We start from the raw sequence: 17,318 nt of genomic DNA on the forward strand, positions 1-17,318 counted from the left end.
GATGCGGGATCGGCTTGGGCACGCGGCGTACGACGGCGGAACACGGCGTGAACGTGCTGTGTGGGCTTGCTGTCGCAGGGCCTTGTTGCTGCGGGAGCCCGACGCCGGGCCGCCCCCGGCGTGCTGCACCTCACCACCGCCCCGTGCCTCTCCCTGCCCCGGGGATCTCTACCCTTGTGGGGTGATCGACCTCCACACGCACTCCACCGCGTCCGACGGCACCGACTCGCCAGCGCGGCTGGTGGAGGTCGCCGCCCGCGCCGGCATCGGCACGCTGGCCATCACGGACCACGACACGACGTCGGGCTGGGCCGAGGCGGCCGAGGCCGCCGGCCGGTACGGCGTGGGCCTGGTGCGTGGCGCCGAGATCTCCGCGATCGCCCGGACGCCGGGCTGGGGCACAGGCGTCCACCTGCTGGCCTACCTGCACGACCCGACGCACCCCGACCTGCTGGAGGAGACCGAGCGCACCCGCGCCGACCGCGAGTCGCGGGCCCGGCGCATGGTGGACCTGCTGGCCGAGGACTTCCCGATCACGTGGGACGACCTGCTCGCCCAGACGAAGCCCGGCACCACGCTGGGCCGCCCGCACCTCGCGGACGCGCTGGTGGCGGCGGGCGTCGTCCGCGACCGGGACGAGGCCTTCGCCACCATCCTCCGCCCGGGCACCAAGTACTACGTCGGCCACTACGCGCCCGACGCCGTCGCCGCGGTGCGCGCCGTCCGCGCGGCGGGCGGGGTGCCGGTGCTCGCGCACCCCGGGGCGGACGCCCGCGGCCGGATCGTCCCGGACTCGACGATCGAGGAGCTCGCCGCGGTCGGGCTCGCGGGGCTCGAGGTGGACCACCGCGACCACACGCCCGACACGCGCCGGCGCCTGCGCGACCTCGCCGAGTCGCTGGGCCTGCTGGTCACGGGGTCGAGCGACTTCCACGGGGCGGGCAAGCAGAACAAGATCGGCGAGAACACCACCGCGCCCGCCGTGCTCGAGGCCATCGCGGACCAGGGGGCCCTGGAGGTGCTCGGGTGAGCTGGTTCGACGTCGCGCTGTTCACCGAGGTGTTCGTGACGCTGTTCGTGATCATGGACCCGCCGGGAACGGTGCCGGTGTTCCTCGCGCTCACCTCGCGGATGACGGCGCAGGACCGCAAGCGGGCCGCGCGCACCGCGATCTTCGTGGCGTTCGGCGTGATCGTGGTGTTCGCGCTGTTCGGCCAGCTCCTGCTGGAGCACATGGGCATCTCGCTCGCGGCGCTCCAGGCGTCGGGCGGCCTGCTCCTGCTGCTCGTGGCGCTGGAGCTGCTCATGGGCAAGATGGACGCCGGCGAGTCCGACGCCGGCTCGGGCAGGAACGTGGCGCTGGTGCCGCTGGCGACACCGCTGCTCGCCGGGCCGGGCACCATCGTCGCGACCATGGTGTTCGTGCAGCAGGGCGTGAGCGCCGGCGAGTCGGCCGTGGGGCACTACGCCTCGATCGGGGTCGGCATCGTCGCGGTGTGCATCTGCACCTGGGCCGCGATGCGGTTCGCCGGGCTGGTGCACCGCGTGCTCAAGGACTCCGGCGTCACGCTGGTCACCCGGATCGCGGGCGTGCTGCTCGCGGCGATCGCCGTGCAGATGATCGCCAACGGCGTCATCGAGTTCGTGCGCACGGTCTAGCTCAGACGTCGATCGTCTCCAGGGTCACGGACACCGGCTTCTCCGGCAGGAGGCCCTCGGCCTGCCGCACCTTCTTCTTCATCGGCAGCACGTAGCCGCCGTTGCTGTCGCTCGGGAAGACGGACGTGGTCCAGGTGGTCTTCCCGACCGTGACCCGCACCCGGATCGAACCGAACCCGCGCGGTGGCAGCGGGAGGTCGGCCAGCTCGTCGGACTGCTCCGGGGGCACGGTCACGAACCACCAGGAGTCGGTACGCACCTGCCACTGCCACAGGGGAGCGGCGAACTCGATCTGCACGGTCCCGATACTGTCAGACCCACAGGTCACCGGGGTGACCTGTGGGTCTGACACGTTCAGCGGCTCCGGATCAGGAGTCGGTCTGGGTTCCCTCGGCCGGGCGCCCGCCGCGCGTGCGGCGGCGGTTGCGGCTCCGGCGACGGCGCTGGCCGTCGTCCTCGCCGCCCGACGCCGGGCGCTCGGCGGGGGCGCCCTCGGGGCCGGCCGCCGGACCGGCGTCCGACCGGCTCGCCGAGCGGGAACCGCCGTGCGAGCTGCCGCCCTGGCGTCCGCCCGAGCGGGGGCCGCCCGAACGACCGCCGCCGGAGCGCGAGCCGCTGTTGCGCTTGCCGGTCTCGCCCAGGTCCTCGAGCTCCTCGGCGTCCAGGCCCGCGAGGTGCTGCGCGGACCGCGGCAGGCGGCCCTTGGTGCCCTCGGGGATGTTCAGGTCCGCGAACAGGTGCGGCGACGTCGAGTAGGTCTCGACCGGCTCGGGGAAGCCGACCTCGAGTGCCTTGTCGATGAGCGACCAGCGCGGCACGTCGTCCCAGTCGACGAACGTGACGGCGGTACCCGTGTTGCCGGCGCGGCCGGTGCGGCCCACGCGGTGCAGGTACGTGCGCTCGTCCTCGGGGCACTGGTAGTTGACCACGTGGGTCACGTCCTCGACGTCGATGCCGCGGGCCGCGACGTCGGTCGCGACGAGCACGTCGATCTTGCCGTTGCGGAACGCGCGCAGCGCCTGCTCGCGGGCGCCCTGGCCGAGGTCGCCGTGGATCGCGCCGGCGGCGAAGCCGCGCGACTGCAGCTCCTCCGCGACCTTCGCGGCCGTGCGCTTGGTGCGCGCGAACACGATGCTGCGGCCGCGGCCCTCGGACTGGAGCAGCCGCGCCAGCACCTCGACCTTGTCCAGGGCGTGGGCCCGGTACACGACCTGCTTGATGTTCTTGACGGTCGCGCCCTCGTCGTCCGGCTCGGCGGCGCGGATGTGCGTGGGCTGCTTCATGTAGCGGCGGGCCATCGAGACGACGGCGCCCGGCATGGTCGCGCTGAACAGCATCGTGTGCCGCTGCGCGGGGGTGCGGGCGAGGATCTTCTCGACGTCGGGCAGGAACCCGAGGTCGAGCATCTCGTCGGCCTCGTCGAGCACCACGGTCGCCGCGCGGAGCAGCGTGAGGTGGCCCTGGTTGAGGAGGTCGATCATGCGGCCGGGCGTGCCCACCACGACGTCGACGCCGGACTTCAGCGCGTCGATCTGCGGCTCGTACGCGCGGCCGCCGTAGACCTGCACGATGCGGACGCTGCGCTTGGCGGACGCGGTGGCCAGGTCGTTCGCGACCTGGACCGCGAGCTCGCGGGTCGGGACCACGACGACGGCCTGCGGCTTGCCGGGGGCGACGAGCTCGTCGTAGCCGGGCTCGCCCGGGGCCACGACGCGGTGCAGCAGCGGGACGCCGAAACCGAGCGTCTTGCCGGTACCGGTCTTGGCCTGGCCGATGATGTCGTGCCCGCTCATCGCGACGGGCAGCGTCATGGCCTGGATGGGGAACGGGTGGGTGATGCCCGAGTCCAGCAGCGCGGCGACGATCTCGGGGCGGACGCCGAAGTCCGCGAACGTCACGTTCTGCGCCTGGATGGCGGACGGGGAGGAGTAGTCGGGCCCCGAGGCCACGGTGGGCTCGGGGTCGGTCACGGTGGCCGCGCTCGCGGCCGGGGTGTCGGTGGTAGTCACTGGCGCCTTCATCTTCTCGCGGCGCGGTGGGCCCTCATGGCCCGGCGATCGCGCCTTCGTGCGGCAGCCGATCGTGAAAATCATCGCGCGCCGGGCGGGGAGGCCCAGGCTGCGCGTCCTGTCGGCGGCCTCACGGAGGAGGTCGGAGCACAGGCTCGGGGGTCGGAACGTGACGACCGGGCAACCGATGTACGTCGTTCATGGTACGCGCAGGATGTTTCCGTGTGGTTAGCGAAACGCCCCCGGCTCCCCGTTAGTAACGAACGCCACGTGGCGGAGGGCCCTCGCGGGCGCCGTCCGCCACGCGGCGTCGGTACGCAGGGATCAGACGGCGCCGAAGCCGACCTTGCGCTGCTCCTCGGAGCCGATCTCGACGTAGCCGATGGCGCTGCCAGGGATGATCACCTGGCGGCCGCGGGAGTCGGTGAGCTCGAGGGGGCCACCGGCCAGGGCCTTCTTGACGGCCGTCGCGACGGCGTCCGCGCTCTCGTCGGTCTCGACCACGACCTCGCGCGGCAGGTGCTGCACACCGATGGTGACGTCCACGTTTACTCCAGTTCGGTCGGGGATTGCGCCGTGTGCCCGGTGGTCCAGGGACCCGGCCTGACGATCCTAGTCACGCACCGGGGCGGTCGGCCTGCGGTTTCGCCGTGAGCCGATACGTGTCCACATCCTGTGGACGACTTCGTGGGCCTGCGGGCCGGTGCGTGGCACGATGGTCGGCGTGAGCAGCCCGCGGCAGGACCCTCGGCGCGCCATGGTCGCGCTCGGTCTCTGCCTGGTGCTCGGCCTCGGCGCGGGCGTCGCGGTGACGGTGGGCGCCGAGCCCGAGGCGTCCGCGGCCGCCGTAGCCGGCGTGGTCGAGGACAACCTCGGCGTCGAGGCGGGTGACGCGATCCGGGACGCGTACGAGGCGGCCCGGTCGGGCGACCGCGTGACCCCGCCGGCCCCGGTCTTCCCCCTGGACGCCGGCGCGGCCGTCGAGTCCGAGGGTGCGCCGGAGCGGGACGCGGCGTCCGCCGGCAAGTCGGCCCCGCCGGCGCCGGCCGCCGAGCCCGAGCCGACGCCGGAGCCCGGCTCCGGTCTGCTCGGCACCGACGTGACCGTGAGGCCGGAGCTGTCCGGCAAGCTCGTGGTGGCGAGCGGGTCGCACGCGGCGCCGGCCGACGGCAAGGTCTGGCGGGTCCAGGTCGCGGTCGAGAAGGGACTGCCGGTGGACCCGGAGGCGTTCGCCGAGGCCGTGCTGACGACGCTGAACGACCCGCGCGGCTGGAACGGCGCGGACGGGTCGACCTTCGCCCGGACCGACTCGGACCGCTACGACGTGCGGGTCGTGCTCGCGAGCCCCGGCACCACCGACCGGCTCTGCCTCCCGCTGGACACGATCGGCGAGCTCTCGTGCGGCATCAAGGAGACCGCCGTGCTCAACTTCAAGCGCTGGGCCACGGGGTCCGGGGCATGGAAGGACGTCCGGAACTACCGGCACTACCTGGTGAACCACGAGGTGGGGCACGTGATCGGGTACCACCACGACCTGTGCAGGGGCAAGGGCGAGCACGCCACCGTGATGGTGCAGCAGACCAGGACGACGAGCGGCTGCATCCCGGAGCCGTGGCCCGCCCCCGACGCGGGCTGAGACCAGGATCACTGCTCACCCTCCCCGGGTGAACCGGACATTCGCGACGCCTCCGCGCGGGGCGTCGGGGAGTGTCAGTGGCTCGTGGTTCGATCGTCCGCGTGACACCGACCCCCACCCTCGCACCTCGGCTGGCGCCGCCCGGGACCCGTCCCGACGGCGCCACCTCCGTGCGGCTCGACGACAGCCAGGCGGCCGCCGTCGAGTCCGCGCTGAGCCGGCCCGCGACGCTGGTCCTGGGGGCCCCGGGGTCGGGCCGGACGACGGTGGCGTGCGAGGTGGCGGTCCGGGCGCTGATGTCCGGGGTGCCGCCGGAGCGGGTCCTGGTCCTGGCCTCTTCGCGTCGTGCGGCGGCGCGGTTGCGGGACGAGGTGGCGGCCCAGGCCGGGCGCACGGTCGGCGCACCGATGGTGCGCACGGCGTCGTCGGCCGCGTTCGCGGTGCTGCACACGCGCGCCGCGGCGCTGGGGCAGCCCGCACCCACCCTTGTGTCCGGCCCCGAGCAGGACCTGGTCCTGGCCGAGCTGCTCGCCGGGCACGTCGCCGGCGAGGGGCGGCCGCTGCGGCTGCCCGTGGGGCTGCCGGAGGAGTCGCTGGGCCTGCGGGGCCTGCGCCAGGAGCTGCGGGACCTGCTGATGCGGGCCGCCGAGCGTGGCCTCGGGCCGGTCGAGCTCGACGAGATGGGGCGCGCCAACGACCGCCCCGAGTGGATCATGGCCGCGCAGCTCTACGAGGAGTACCTCGACACCATGACCCTGCGGCTCGCCACGCCCGACGCGGGGCCGCGCTACGACCCCGCCGTCGTGATCGACGAGGCCGCGGAGTCCCTGCGGTCCTGGGAGGACGAGGTGCCGGGCGCGCCGCGGCCGACCTGGGACCTGGTCGTGGTGGACGACTACCAGGAGGCCACGGCCGCGACGGTCCGCCTCCTGCGCGTGCTGCACGACGACGGGGCGCGGCTCGTGCTGCTGTCCGACCCGGACTCCGCCGTCCAGACATTCCGCGGCGCCGCGCCGGGGCTCACCGGTCGGGCCGCCGCGCCCGCCGGTCCCGGGCGTGCCTTCGGCGCGTTCGACGCCGAGACGGTGGTGCTCGGCACGGTCTGGCGGCAGCGGCCCGAGCTGCGCGCCGTGACCCGCGCGGTGACCAACCGGATCCCGGTGTCGGCGAGCGCGCTGCACCGCCGCGCGACGGCGCGTGCGGACGAGGAGCCCGTGGGTGCGGACGCGCCGCCCGCCGTCCAGGTGGCGGTGCTCGCGGGCGCGGCCCAGGAGGCGGCGTGGATCGCGCGCGAGCTGCGTGCGGAGCACCTGCTGCGGGGCACGCCCTGGGAGCGCATGGCGGTGATCGCGCGCAGCGGCACCCGGCTGGGGGCGCTCCGGCGTGAGCTGGTCTCCGCGTCGGTGCCCGTGGCGCTGCTGGGGTCGGACCTGCCGCTGCGCGACGAGCCCGCCGTGGCGCCGCTGCTGGCGGCCGTGAAGACGTGCGCGGGCGCGCCGCGGGGCAGCCTGGAGGCGCTGATCGCCGAGGAGCTCGACGGCGACGAGCCCGTGCTGGACCCGGAGACGGCGGCGCTGCTGCTCGTCTCGCCGATCGGCGGGCTCGACGCCGTGGCCCTGCGGCGGCTGCGGCGCGCCCTGCGGGCGGAGGAGCTGTCGGCGGGCGGCGGCCGCACCTCGGACGCGCTGCTCGTCGAGGTGCTCGCGGACCCGGCCCGCGCGGCCCTGCTGCCCACGCAGGTGCGGCGCGGCCCGCTCGCGGTGGCCCGGGTGCTCGCCGCGGGCCGCGAGGCGGCGGGGGAGCCGGGCGCCACGGCGCAGACGGTGCTCTGGGCGGCCTGGGCCGCGACCGGCCTGGCCGAACGGTGGAGCGCCGCCGCCCTGGCCGGCGGCCCCGCGGGCCTGCGCGCCGACCGCGACCTCGACGCCGTGCTCGCGCTGTTCCGCGCGGCCGAGACCTTCGTGGACCGGATGCCGGGCGCCCCCGTCGGCGCCTTCGTCGACTACCTGGCGTCGCAGGACCTGCCGGCCGACTCCCTGGCGGCCTCCGCCCAGGGCACGGGCGCCGTCGAGGCGCTCACGCCTCCCGGCGCGGCGGGGCGGGAGTGGGACGTGGTGGTCGTCGCCGGCGTGCAGGACGGCGTGTGGCCCGACCTGCGGCTGCGCGACTCCCTGCTCGGCTCCCAGGCGCTCGTCGAGCTCATTGCCGGCCGGTCCGAGGACGGCCGCGTGGTCGGCGCCGAGGCCCGCCGTCAGGTGCTCACCGACGAGCTGCGCGCCTTCGCGGTCGCGGTCTCCCGCCCCCGGCGGCGGCTGCTCGTGACCGCGGTGGAGGATACCGAGGAGTCCCCGAGCGTGTTCTGCGACCTCGTGTCCCCCCGGGACGACGGGGGAGACGGCCCGGACCCGCGGCGGGTCCCGGTCGGCCCGCCGCTCGACCTGCGCGGCGTCGTGGCCGCCGCGCGCTCGGAGCTCGTGCGGACGTCGGCGTCGGCAGGGGCAGCGCTGGCGGAGACCGGCCCGCCACCCGCCGCACCCGCCGCCGCCCTGCTCGCGGACCTCGCGGCCGCGGGCGTCGCCGAGGCGGACCCGAGCACCTGGTACGGCGTCGCCGGCGTCTCGAGCGAGGTGCCGCTCTGGGGCGCCCAGGACACGGTGACCGTGTCGCCCTCCAAGGTCGAGACGGTGACCACCTGCGCCCTGCGCTGGGCGTTCGAGTCGGCGGGCGGCACCAAGCCGGATGCCACGCACCAGACCCTCGGCACGCTGCTGCACTCGATCGCGCAGAGCCACCCGAAGGGTTCGCTCACGGACCTGAAGACCGAGCTGGACCGCCGCTGGCCCGAGCTCGCGCTGCCCGACGGCTGGCCGTCGCTGCAGCTCCGCAAGCGCGCCGAGCGCATGGTGGAGCGGCTGGCGGAGTACCTGGGCGAGTCGGGGGAGCCGCTGCTCGTCGAGGCCGACTTCGACCTGCGGGTGGGCCGCGCCCGGCTGCGCGGCCAGGTGGACCGGGTCGAGGACGCCGGCGACGGCGCCGTGACCGTGGCCGACCTCAAGACCGGCAAGACGGCCGCCAGCAAGGACAAGGCGGCCGAGAACCCGCAGCTCGGCGCCTACCAGCTCGCCGTCGAGGAGGGCGCGCTCGACCTGCCCGACGGCACGGTCAGCAAGGGCGCGAGCCTCGTCTACGTCGGCACCGAGACGGTGTCGGCCAGCGTCCGGAACCAGCCGCCGCTCGCCCCGGACGACGACGGCAACAGCTGGGCGCGCGACACCGTCGAGGGCGCCGCCGACACCATGGCCGCCGCCCGGTTCGCGGCCCGGAACAACGACCTGTGCGAGATGTGCGCGGTGCGGCGGTCCTGCCCGCTGCAGCCCGAGGGACGGAAGGTGGTCGAGTGACCGGGCACGAGCCGGAGATCCGCCTGTCGGCACGGGCCATCGCGCGGCTGCTCGGCCGGCACGAGCCCACCGACGAGCAGGTCCGCGTCATCGAGTCCCCGCTGGAGCCCGCCCTCGTCGTCGCGGGCGCGGGCTCCGGCAAGACGGAGACCATGGCCGCGCGCGTGGTGTGGCTGATCGCCAACAAGCTGGTCCACCCCGAGCAGGTGCTCGGCCTCACCTTCACGCGCAAGGCGGCGGGCGAGCTCACGCAGCGCGTCCAGACCCGCCTGGCCCAGCTCAACCGGGCGCTCGGCGAGGAGTCGGGCGAGGCGCTGGCCGGCCTCGACCTCGACCGGCCCACGATCGCCACCTACAACGCCTACGCCGCCTCGCTCGTGGCCGACCACGGCCTCCGCCTCGGCGTGGAGCCCAGCGCACGCCTCCTCGGGCAGGCCGAGCAGTGGCAGCTCGCGTCGCAGGTCGTGGAGTCCTGGGACGAGGACCTCGCCACCGACCGGGCCGTCAGCACCGTGACCGCGGCCGTCGTGGCCCTGTCCGACGCCCTCGGCGAGCACCTCGTCGACCCCGCGGACGCGCGTGCCCGCCTCACCGACATGGCCGAGCACCTCGAGTCCGTGCCGCTCGGTCCCAAGCAGCGCAAGCGCACCAAGGACGTCGACAAGCTCATCGGCTCGATCGCCGAGCGGGCCCGGTTCGTGGACCTCGTGGTCGAGTACCGGCGGCGCAAGCGCATCGCCGAGGCGCTCGACTTCGGCGACCAGGTGTCGTTCGCCGCGCAGCTCGCCCGCGAGGTGCCGATGGTCGGCGCCGCCGAGCGGGCCCGGTTCGAGGTGGTGCTGCTCGACGAGTACCAGGACACCTCCTACGCCCAGGTCGAGCTGCTCTCCGGCCTGTTCGGCGGCGGGCACCCGGTCACCGCCGTCGGCGACCCGCACCAGTCCATCTATGGCTGGCGCGGCGCCTCCGCCGCGGGCCTCGCCCGGTTCCCCGGCCGCTTCCAGCGCGACGACGGCGTCCCCGCCGCCGTGCACTACCTCTCCACCTCGTGGCGCAACGACGCCGCGATCCTCACCGCCGCGAACATCGTGTCCGGGCCGCTGCGCTCGCGGACCGGCGCGGCCACGAGCGTCGAGGTGCCGCCGCTGGACCTGCGGCCCGGCGCCGGCGACGGCGTGGTGACGGCGCACGTCGCCGCGACCCTGGAGGAGGAGGCCGAGGCCGTCGCCGAGTGGGTGGCCGAGCGGTGGCGCTCCGGCGCCCATCCGGACGGCCGGTCCACGGCCGCCGTGCTCTGCCGGGCGCGGGCCCAGTTCCCCGCGATCGAGGTGGCGCTGCGCCGCCGCGGCCTCCCGGTCGAGGTGGTCGGCCTGGGCGGACTGCTGTCCACGCCCGAGGTGGTCGACGTCGTGGCGCTGCTCCAGGCCGCGCACGACCCGTCGCGCGGCGACTCGCTGCTGCGCCTGCTCACCGGTCCGCGCCTCAACCTCGGCGCGTCCGACCTGCACGCGCTCGGCTCCTGGGCGGCCGACCTCGCCCGGCTGGACGACCCGCGCGGGGCCGCGGCCGCCGCGGCCGCCTCGGCCGACTCCGAGCCGGACGACGACCTGCGCGTGGTCGAGGGCGACATCTCCGACCACCGCTCGATCGTGGACGCGCTCGACGACCTCCCGCCGGTGGGTGAGCCGGCGCGCGACGGCCGCGTCCTGTCCGAGGACGCGCACCGCCGGCTGGCGGCGCTCGCCCGGCTGCTGCGGGACCTGCGCGGCCTCACCTACCTGTCGCTCCCGGAGCTGGTCGTCCAGGCCGAGCGCGCGCTCGGCCTCGACGTCGAGGCGGCCACCGCCCTCGCGCTGGCCGGGGCCGGGGTGGGCGGCGCGGTGAGCGACCGCGGACGCGAGCACCTCGACGCGTTCCGGGACGTCGCGGCCTCGTTCGCGCAGTCGTCGGACACGGCGACGCTCGGCGCCTTCCTGGCCTGGCTCGGCGTCGCGGGCGAACGGGAGCGCGGGCTCGACATGCCGGTGCACGAGCCCGACCCGGACGCCGTCCAGGTCATCACGGCCCACGCCGCGAAGGGCCTGGAGTGGGACTCCGTGGCCGTGGCGGGCCTGGCCGACGGCGCGTTCCCCACCTGGGACCGTGGCTCCCGGTCGGGCGAGTCGTCGTCCGGCTGGCTGTCCGACCTCGGCGAGCTGCCCTATCACCTGCGCGGAGACGCGGACGACCTGCCGCGCTTCGACTGGGAGCACGCCTCCGACACCAAGGACCTCGTCGCGCTGCGGGACGAGTTCAAGGCCGAGTGCGGCGAGCACCGCCTCGCCGAGGAGCGCCGGCTGGCCTACGTCGCGTTCACGCGGGCCCGGCGCGAGCTCTTCCTCACGGCCTCCTGGTGGGGCACGGCGAGCCGCCCGCGCGGCGTCTCCCCGTTCCTCGCCGAGCTGGCCGACGCCGAGCTGGTGCGCACCGACCTGTGGGCGCCGATGCCGGAGCCCGACGCCGAGAACCCGCGCAACGCGGAGGAGATCACGGCCCACTGGCCGGCCCCGGACGGGACCGGCCGGCCCGGTGAACCCGACCAGCAGCGAACCGCCCGTGACGTCCTGCGTGCCACGGCGACGCTCGTGGACGAGGCGGCCGACGAGCGCCTGGTCGCGCTCGCCGCGATGCGCCTCCCGGCGGACGCGCTGACCGCCCCGCAGGGCGTGCTCGCCGACGCGGCCGGTCACGACCTGGTCGACCTCGCCCGGATGCTCCTGGCCGAGCGGAACCGGCACGCGGACCGCGAGGTCGCGTTCCCGGCGCACGTCTCGGCCTCGGGTCTGGTGCGGCTCGCCGCGGACCGCGACGCGTTCGCCCTCCAGCTCCGCCGGCCCGTGCCCGTGCAGCCCACCGTGCACGCCCGGCGAGGCACCCGGTTCCACGAGTGGGTCGAGCAGTTCTTCACGTCGGCCACGCTGCTCGACGTCGACGACCTGCCCAGCGCCGAGGACGACGACCTCCCGGAGGACACCGACCTCGACAAGCTGCGCGACACCTTCCTGGGGTCGGAGTGGTCCGCGCGGATGCCCGTCGCGGTCGAGGTCGACGTCGAGACGCCGGTCGCCGGCGTCATGCTGCGCTGCCGCATGGACGCCGTCTTCAAGGACCCGGCGACGGGTCCGGACGCCGTCGTGGTGGTCGACTGGAAGACGGGCCGCGAACCGCTCGACGCCTCGGCCCGGGCCGCGCGCGAGGTGCAGCTCGCCGTGTACCGGCTGGCGTGGTCCCGCTGGACGGGGCTGCCGCTGGACCAGGTGAGCGCGGCCTTCTACTACGTGGGGTCGGACACGACGGTGCGCCCGGACCGGCTGCTCGACGAGGCCGAGCTCGAGGCGCTGATCCGGGGCGACTGACCGCGATACGGCGCCGTCAGGCGCCGATCGGCCCGCCGAACCACTCCTCGATCAGGGAGCGCGCGATCGAGGTGTGCCCGGGCAGGCCCAGGTGACCGTCGGCCACGGCCGTGGCGACCTCGTCGCGGGTGAACCAGTCGGCCTCGGCGATCTCGTCCTCCTGCCGCACCAGCCCCGTGGTGGTCGCGCGGGCGCGGAAGCCCAGCATGAGCGAGGCGGGGAAGGGCCACGACTGGCTGCCGCGGTACTCGATCGACGCAGGGTCGAGGGTGACGCCGACCTCCTCGGCGGTCTCGCGCGCCACGGCCTGCTCCAGGCCCTCCCCGGGCTCGACGAAGCCGGCCAGCACCGAGCGGCGGCCCAGGTCCCACTGTGGGCCGCGGGCCAGGAGCAGGCGGTCGTCCGCGTCGGTGATCGCCATGATCACCGCGGGGTCGGTGCGCGGGAAGTGGTTGGACTCGTCCGCCGGGCAGTGCCGCACCCAGCCGCCCTGCCGCACCTCGGTCCGCGTGCCGCACAGCGGGCAGTGCGTGTAGACCGCGTGCCACTGGGCGAGGGCGACCGCCTCGACGACCAGCCCCACCTCCAGGTCGCCCGCGTCGAGCGAGCGGATGCCGGTCCACTCCACGTCGAGGTCGGGCTCCGGGACGGGATCCGAACCCGGCACGCGCCCGGCGTCGGCCAGGACCACGGCGAGGTGGGCGACGCCGCCGGCCTCGCCGAGAAAGAGGAGCGTGCGCACGGCCAGGTGCGCGACGTCGTCGGGCGCGAACAGCGCGAGCCGCTGCCCGGACGTCGCCACGCGGGTGCCGCGCACCACCAGCACCCGCGTGGCCGGCTCCTTGAGCAGGTCGTCGAGGAGACCGGGCTCGGCGCGCCGGTGCGCGGCACGGTCGTGGGCGGCGCGGGCGAAGGGGAGGTCGAGAGAACGCACGGGACGACGTTAGTCGCCCGCGGGACCCCGCGACGCCGGACGTCTCGGGCGGAGACGGCGGACACGCCACGGACCTGTCCCGTGGTGCGCCGGACGCTGCTCTAGGGTGAGCACGTGTCCCGCACGCCCCTCGCTCTCGCCGCCCTCTCGACCGCCGCCGTGCCGGGTCTCGATGCCCGATCGGTGCGCGTCGGAGACCTCGCCGGCGACTACGACGTCGCCGTCGTGACCGGCGCGGACGACCAGGAGTGGGTGGTGCGCGCACCCCGCACCACCGTGGCCGGGGCCGCGCTGGAGGCCGAGATCGAGCTGCTCGACGCGCTCCGGCTGTACATCGACACGGGCGTGCTCCCGTTCGTCGTGCCGCAGGTCGCGGGCTACGCCCTCCTGCCGGAGGGCGGCCGCGCCGTCGTGCACCGCCGGATCATCGGCGACAACCTCGACGTCGAGGTCCTGGAGCAAGGTCCCGGGCTGGCGGCCGACCTGGGCCGGGCCATCGCGGCCATCCACGAGCTGCCGACGTCGGTCGTCGAGACGTGCGGGCTGCCCAGCTACACCGCCTCCGAGTACCGCGAGCGTCGCCTCACCGAGGTGGACGAGGCCGCCAGGACCGGCCGCGTCCCGCCCACCCTGCTGCGCCGCTGGGAGACCGCGCTGGAGGACGTGTCGCTGTGGCGGTTCAAGCCCGTCGTCACGCACGGCGACCTGGCGCCGGACCAGCTCCTCGTGGACCGGCAGCGGGTCGTGGCGGTCTCCGGCTGGGCGGAGGCCCGCGTCGCCGACCCCGCCGACGACCTCGCGTGGCTCATCGCGGCGGCCCCCATGGAGGCCGTGGACTCGATCATGGAGGCCTACCAGCTGCGCCGCAAGGAGCTCACCGACCCACGGCTGGCCGAGCGGGCCATGCTCGTGGGCGAGCTCGCGCTGGCGCGGTGGCTCCTGCACGGCGTGCGGCACCGCCTCCCCGAGGTGGTCGAGGACGCGACGTCGATGCTGGAGGACCTGGACGAGGCGACCCTCGACGAGGCCTGACCGGCGTCAGGCCGCGAGAGCCTGCTTCACCTGGGCGAGGCTCGGGTTGGTCGCCGCGGAGCCGTCCGGGAAGACCACCGTGGGAACGGTCTGGTTGCCGCCGTTGACCTGCTCCACGTACGCGGCGGCCTCCGGCTGCTCCTCGATGTCGATGACGGTGTAGCCGATGCCCTCGGAGTCGAGCTGCGTGCGCAGTCGCCGGCAGTACCCGCACCAGGTGGTCGAGTACATGAGGACGGTGCCGTCCTCGGGAAGCGGCGTGGTCGTCTCGGACATCTGTTCTCCTTGTCGGTGGTTGCTGCGAGAATCGCAGACGATGCTCACCCAGACCAACTCCGCCGACGGTTCGAATCATCCTGGACCGATGAGCCCCGACGCGATCCTGACGGCCCTCGATCCCGAGCAGCGCGAGGTCGCCCTCGCGCTCAACGGGCCCGTGGTCGTGCTGGCGGGGGCGGGCACCGGCAAGACCCGCGCCATCACGCACCGCATCGCGTACGGCGTCCGCATCGGCGCGTACAAGCCGACGAGCGTGCTGGCGGTGACCTTCACGGCCCGCGCCGCGGGGGAGATGCGCACCCGGCTGCGGGGCCTCGGGGTCCAGGGGGTGCAGGCCCGGACGTTCCACTCCGCGGCGCTGCGGCAGCTCGGGTACTTCTGGCCGCGGGTGGTGGGCGGCGCCCCGCCACGGCTGCAGGAGTTCAAGGCACCGATCATCGCCGAGGCCGCGCGGCGCGTGGGACTGAGCGTGGACCGCGTCGCCGTCCGCGACCTGAGCAGCGAGGTGGAGTGGGCCAAGGTCTCGCTGGTCACCGCGGACGACTACGAGAAGGCGGCGTACCGCACGGGCCGCGAGGCGCCCTCGGGCTACGACGCCCAGGCGGTGGCCCGCCTCATCACGGCGTACGAGGACGTCAAGACGGAGCGCGAGCTCATCGACTTCGAGGACGTCCTGCTGATGCTCGCGGACATGCTCAACAGCCACAAGATCGTGGCGGACGAGGTGCGCTCGCAGTACAAGCACTTCGTGGTCGACGAGTACCAGGACGTCTCGCCCCTGCAGCAGTTCCTGCTGGACCAGTGGCTGGGCGGGCGCAGGGAGCTGTGCGTCGTGGGCGACCCGTCGCAGACCATCTACTCGTTCACCGGCGCCACCCCGAGGCACCTCCTCGACTTCCGGCGCACCTTCCCGGAGGCGCAGGAGGTGCGCCTCGTGCGCGACTACCGCTCCACGCCCCAGGTGGTGAACCTCGCCAACGAGGTGCTCAAGCGGGCGGGCCGGGCGGGCGGCGCGCACCAGGCGCTGGAGCTCATCGCGCAGCGCGAGCCGGGTCCGGCGGTCGCCTTCACGGCGTACGACGACGACGAGGCCGAGGCGAAGGGCATCGCCGCCCGGGCCGCGCGGCTGGTCGGGTCGGGCGTGAAGCCCAGCGAGATCGCCGTGCTGTACCGCACCAACGCGCAGTCCGAGGCGTTCGAGACCGCGTTCGCCGACGCCGGTGTGGGCTACCTCGTGCGCGGCGGCCAGCGGTTCTTCCAGCGCAAGGAGGTCCGGGACGCGCTGTTGCTGCTCCGGGGCGCGGCCCGCTCGGCCGACCCTGCGGCGCCCATGCCGGACCAGGTGCGCGACATCCTCGCGGCCGCCGGGTGGGCCGACCAGCCGCCGACGGCCCGCGGCGCGGCCCGGGAACGCTGGGACGCGATGCAGGCGCTGGTCTCGCTCGCCGACGACCTGGCGGCGGCCGCGACGCCGGACAGCCCCGCGACCGTCTCCGCGCTCGTGGCGGAGCTCGACGAGCGGGCCGCCGCGCAGCACGCGCCGACGGTCGAGGGCGTCACGCTCGCCTCGCTGCACGCGGCCAAGGGCCTGGAGTGGGACGCGGTGTTCCTCGCCGGGATGAGCGAGGGCCTCATGCCCATCTCGCTGGCGGAGACCGACGACGCGGTGCACGAGGAGCGCCGGCTGCTGTACGTGGGGATCACGCGGGCCCGCGAGCACCTGGACGTGTCGTTCGCCCGCTCGCGCAACCCGGGCGGGCGCGCCACGCGCAAGCGCACGCGGTTCCTCGACGGCCTCTGGCCGGACGAGCCCCGGGCACCCCGCGCCCGGACGGCGCCGAAGGCCCAGGCCCGTGCCCTGCTCACCGACGAGCGCGACACCGCGCTGTTCGACGCCCTGCGCGAGTGGCGGCGGGAGGTGGCCCAGGAGACCGACAAGCCCGCCTACACGGTGCTCACCGACGCCACCCTGGTGGCCATCGCCGAGATCCGACCTTCGGGCACGGCCGAACTTGCTCGCGTGAACGGCATCGGACCCGCGAAGATCGACAGGTACGGCGCCACGATCCTCGCGATCGTGGCGAGCGATCGGCCTTCTTGAGCGGTTTCCGGGTCCTTCGGAGGGGCTCCGAAAAACTTCTCAAGAAAGTTTGGAAAAAGAGTTGGCTCGCCACGGCGGCCCGGCATAGTGTTCACATGTCCCTGACAGCAGTGGGCGAGATCGAGAGATCTGGCCCGGATTCGAGTGAGGAGGTGGGTGCATTGGAGATGAACATGATTCCGCAGACGGATCTGCAGGTGTGCAAGCACGTGCTCGGCTACGAGCCTGTCCCGGCCACTGGCGCAGCTCTGCCTTTCCGCGCGCGCACTCACCGCGGAGGCGTCAAGCCGTCCGCTCTCGCACCCGACTCCGCATCTCCAGGAGACTCACCGGTCTGACGACCGAAGAGTTCCAGGCCGCGGAGTCCACCTAGGACCCGCGGCCTTAATTCTTTGCCCGGAGATCCGGCCCCACCTCGGCCGGCCCGGCAAGGATCTAGCCCCTGGGTCCTGCACCACCAACGTTCATCGACGACGTTCCTTCAGGACACAGGAGACAACCGTGCGCCTCACTGCGCTCCTCGACACTCTTCCCCAGGGCGGCTCGGGCCCCTGGGACCCGCCTCAACACCCCGCCACGAGCGGGACCGGTTCGGACTCGGCGGAGTTCAACCGGCTCATGGACACACTGCTGCCGTGCCGTACCAACGACCCGGAGCTGTGGTTCGCCGAGCACAGCACCCAGGTGGAGCAGGCCAAGGCCCTCTGCCGTACGTGCCCCCTCATCGAGGGCTGCCTCGCGGGCGCCCTCGACCGCAACGAGCCGTGGGGCGTCTGGGGCGGCGAGGTCTTCGTGGACGGCGCCGTCGTGGCCCGCAAGCGCGGCCGTGGCCGACCCCGCAAGTCGGAGAACGTCGCCGCCGCATGACCCGC

13 protein-coding genes are annotated in these 17,318 nt (G+C 74.6%); 8 read left to right on the forward strand and 5 right to left on the reverse strand.

Annotated features, from left to right (window positions below):
• Positions 1–181: 181 nt before the first annotated feature.
• Together ACFV9Q_RS18440 and ACFV9Q_RS18445 are read left to right on the forward strand one after the other, a co-directional pair.
• Positions 182–1,030 (forward strand): PHP domain-containing protein, encoded by an 849-nt coding sequence (locus ACFV9Q_RS18440; RefSeq protein ID WP_377228217.1) that lies wholly within the window; start codon positions 182–184, stop codon positions 1,028–1,030.
• Positions 1,027–1,659, forward strand: a complete 633-nt coding sequence (locus ACFV9Q_RS18445) for a MarC family protein (protein WP_377228218.1) — start codon at positions 1,027–1,029, stop codon at positions 1,657–1,659. Before ACFV9Q_RS18440 ends, ACFV9Q_RS18445 begins: the two co-directional genes overlap by 4 nt.
• A gap of 1 nt (position 1,660) precedes the next feature.
• On the opposite strand, the gene ACFV9Q_RS18450 is transcribed toward ACFV9Q_RS18445, so the two are convergent.
• From ACFV9Q_RS18450 to ACFV9Q_RS18460, 3 genes are all read right to left on the reverse strand, one after another.
• Entirely contained in the window at positions 1,661–1,957 is a 297-nt protein-coding gene (locus ACFV9Q_RS18450; protein WP_377228219.1) for a DUF1905 domain-containing protein, read from the reverse strand.
• Between the two features lie 70 nt (positions 1,958–2,027).
• The gene (locus ACFV9Q_RS18455; RefSeq protein WP_377235571.1) at positions 2,028–3,680 is read right to left on the reverse strand and encodes a DEAD/DEAH box helicase; all 1,653 of its coding nucleotides are present in this window, start codon (positions 3,678–3,680) and stop codon (positions 2,028–2,030) included.
• Positions 3,681–3,992: 312 nt separating this feature from the next.
• A complete protein-coding gene (locus ACFV9Q_RS18460) occupies positions 3,993–4,214 on the reverse strand; it encodes a DUF3107 domain-containing protein (protein WP_285103239.1) in 222 nt (73 codons plus the stop codon).
• Between the two features lie 178 nt (positions 4,215–4,392).
• Here ACFV9Q_RS18460 and ACFV9Q_RS18465 point away from each other — a divergent pair, with 178 nt between their 5' ends.
• From ACFV9Q_RS18465 to ACFV9Q_RS18475, 3 genes are all read left to right on the forward strand, one after another.
• A complete protein-coding gene (locus ACFV9Q_RS18465; protein ID WP_377235572.1) occupies positions 4,393–5,304 on the forward strand; it encodes a DUF3152 domain-containing protein in 912 nt (303 codons plus the stop codon).
• Positions 5,305–5,405: 101 nt separating this feature from the next.
• Positions 5,406–8,705: an ATP-dependent helicase gene (locus ACFV9Q_RS18470; protein WP_377235573.1), complete on the forward strand. Its 3,300-nt coding sequence runs from the start codon at positions 5,406–5,408 to the stop codon at positions 8,703–8,705.
• Complete coding sequence (locus ACFV9Q_RS18475; protein ID WP_377235574.1) at positions 8,702–12,100, forward strand: UvrD-helicase domain-containing protein; 3,399 nt, start codon at positions 8,702–8,704, stop codon at positions 12,098–12,100. Before ACFV9Q_RS18470 ends, ACFV9Q_RS18475 begins: the two co-directional genes overlap by 4 nt.
• Before the next feature lie 16 nt (positions 12,101–12,116).
• Here ACFV9Q_RS18475 and nudC read toward each other — a convergent pair whose 3' ends face one another.
• Positions 12,117–13,034 (reverse strand): NAD(+) diphosphatase, encoded by a 918-nt coding sequence (gene nudC / locus ACFV9Q_RS18480; RefSeq protein ID WP_377235575.1) that lies wholly within the window; start codon positions 13,032–13,034, stop codon positions 12,117–12,119.
• A gap of 114 nt (positions 13,035–13,148) precedes the next feature.
• Between nudC and ACFV9Q_RS18485 the strand changes: the two genes are divergently transcribed.
• Complete coding sequence (locus ACFV9Q_RS18485) at positions 13,149–14,066, forward strand: phosphotransferase (RefSeq protein ID WP_377228225.1); 918 nt, start codon at positions 13,149–13,151, stop codon at positions 14,064–14,066.
• Between the two features lie 6 nt (positions 14,067–14,072).
• Here ACFV9Q_RS18485 and ACFV9Q_RS18490 read toward each other — a convergent pair whose 3' ends face one another.
• On the reverse strand, positions 14,073–14,342 hold the full coding sequence (locus ACFV9Q_RS18490) for a mycoredoxin (RefSeq protein ID WP_020016326.1): 270 nt from the start codon (positions 14,340–14,342) through the stop codon (positions 14,073–14,075).
• An 88-nt stretch (positions 14,343–14,430) separates the two neighbouring features.
• Between ACFV9Q_RS18490 and ACFV9Q_RS18495 the strand changes: the two genes are divergently transcribed.
• Positions 14,431–16,446, forward strand: coding sequence for an ATP-dependent helicase (locus ACFV9Q_RS18495; RefSeq protein WP_377235576.1), 2,016 nt, complete (start codon positions 14,431–14,433; stop codon positions 16,444–16,446).
• Between the two features lie 501 nt (positions 16,447–16,947).
• Entirely contained in the window at positions 16,948–17,313 is a 366-nt protein-coding gene (locus ACFV9Q_RS18500) for a WhiB family transcriptional regulator (protein ID WP_285103255.1), read from the forward strand.
• Positions 17,314–17,318: the final 5 nt, after the last annotated feature.

Source organism: Promicromonospora sp. NPDC059942 (assembly GCF_042731755.1).
Lineage (GTDB): Bacteria > Actinomycetota > Actinomycetes > Actinomycetales > Cellulomonadaceae > Promicromonospora.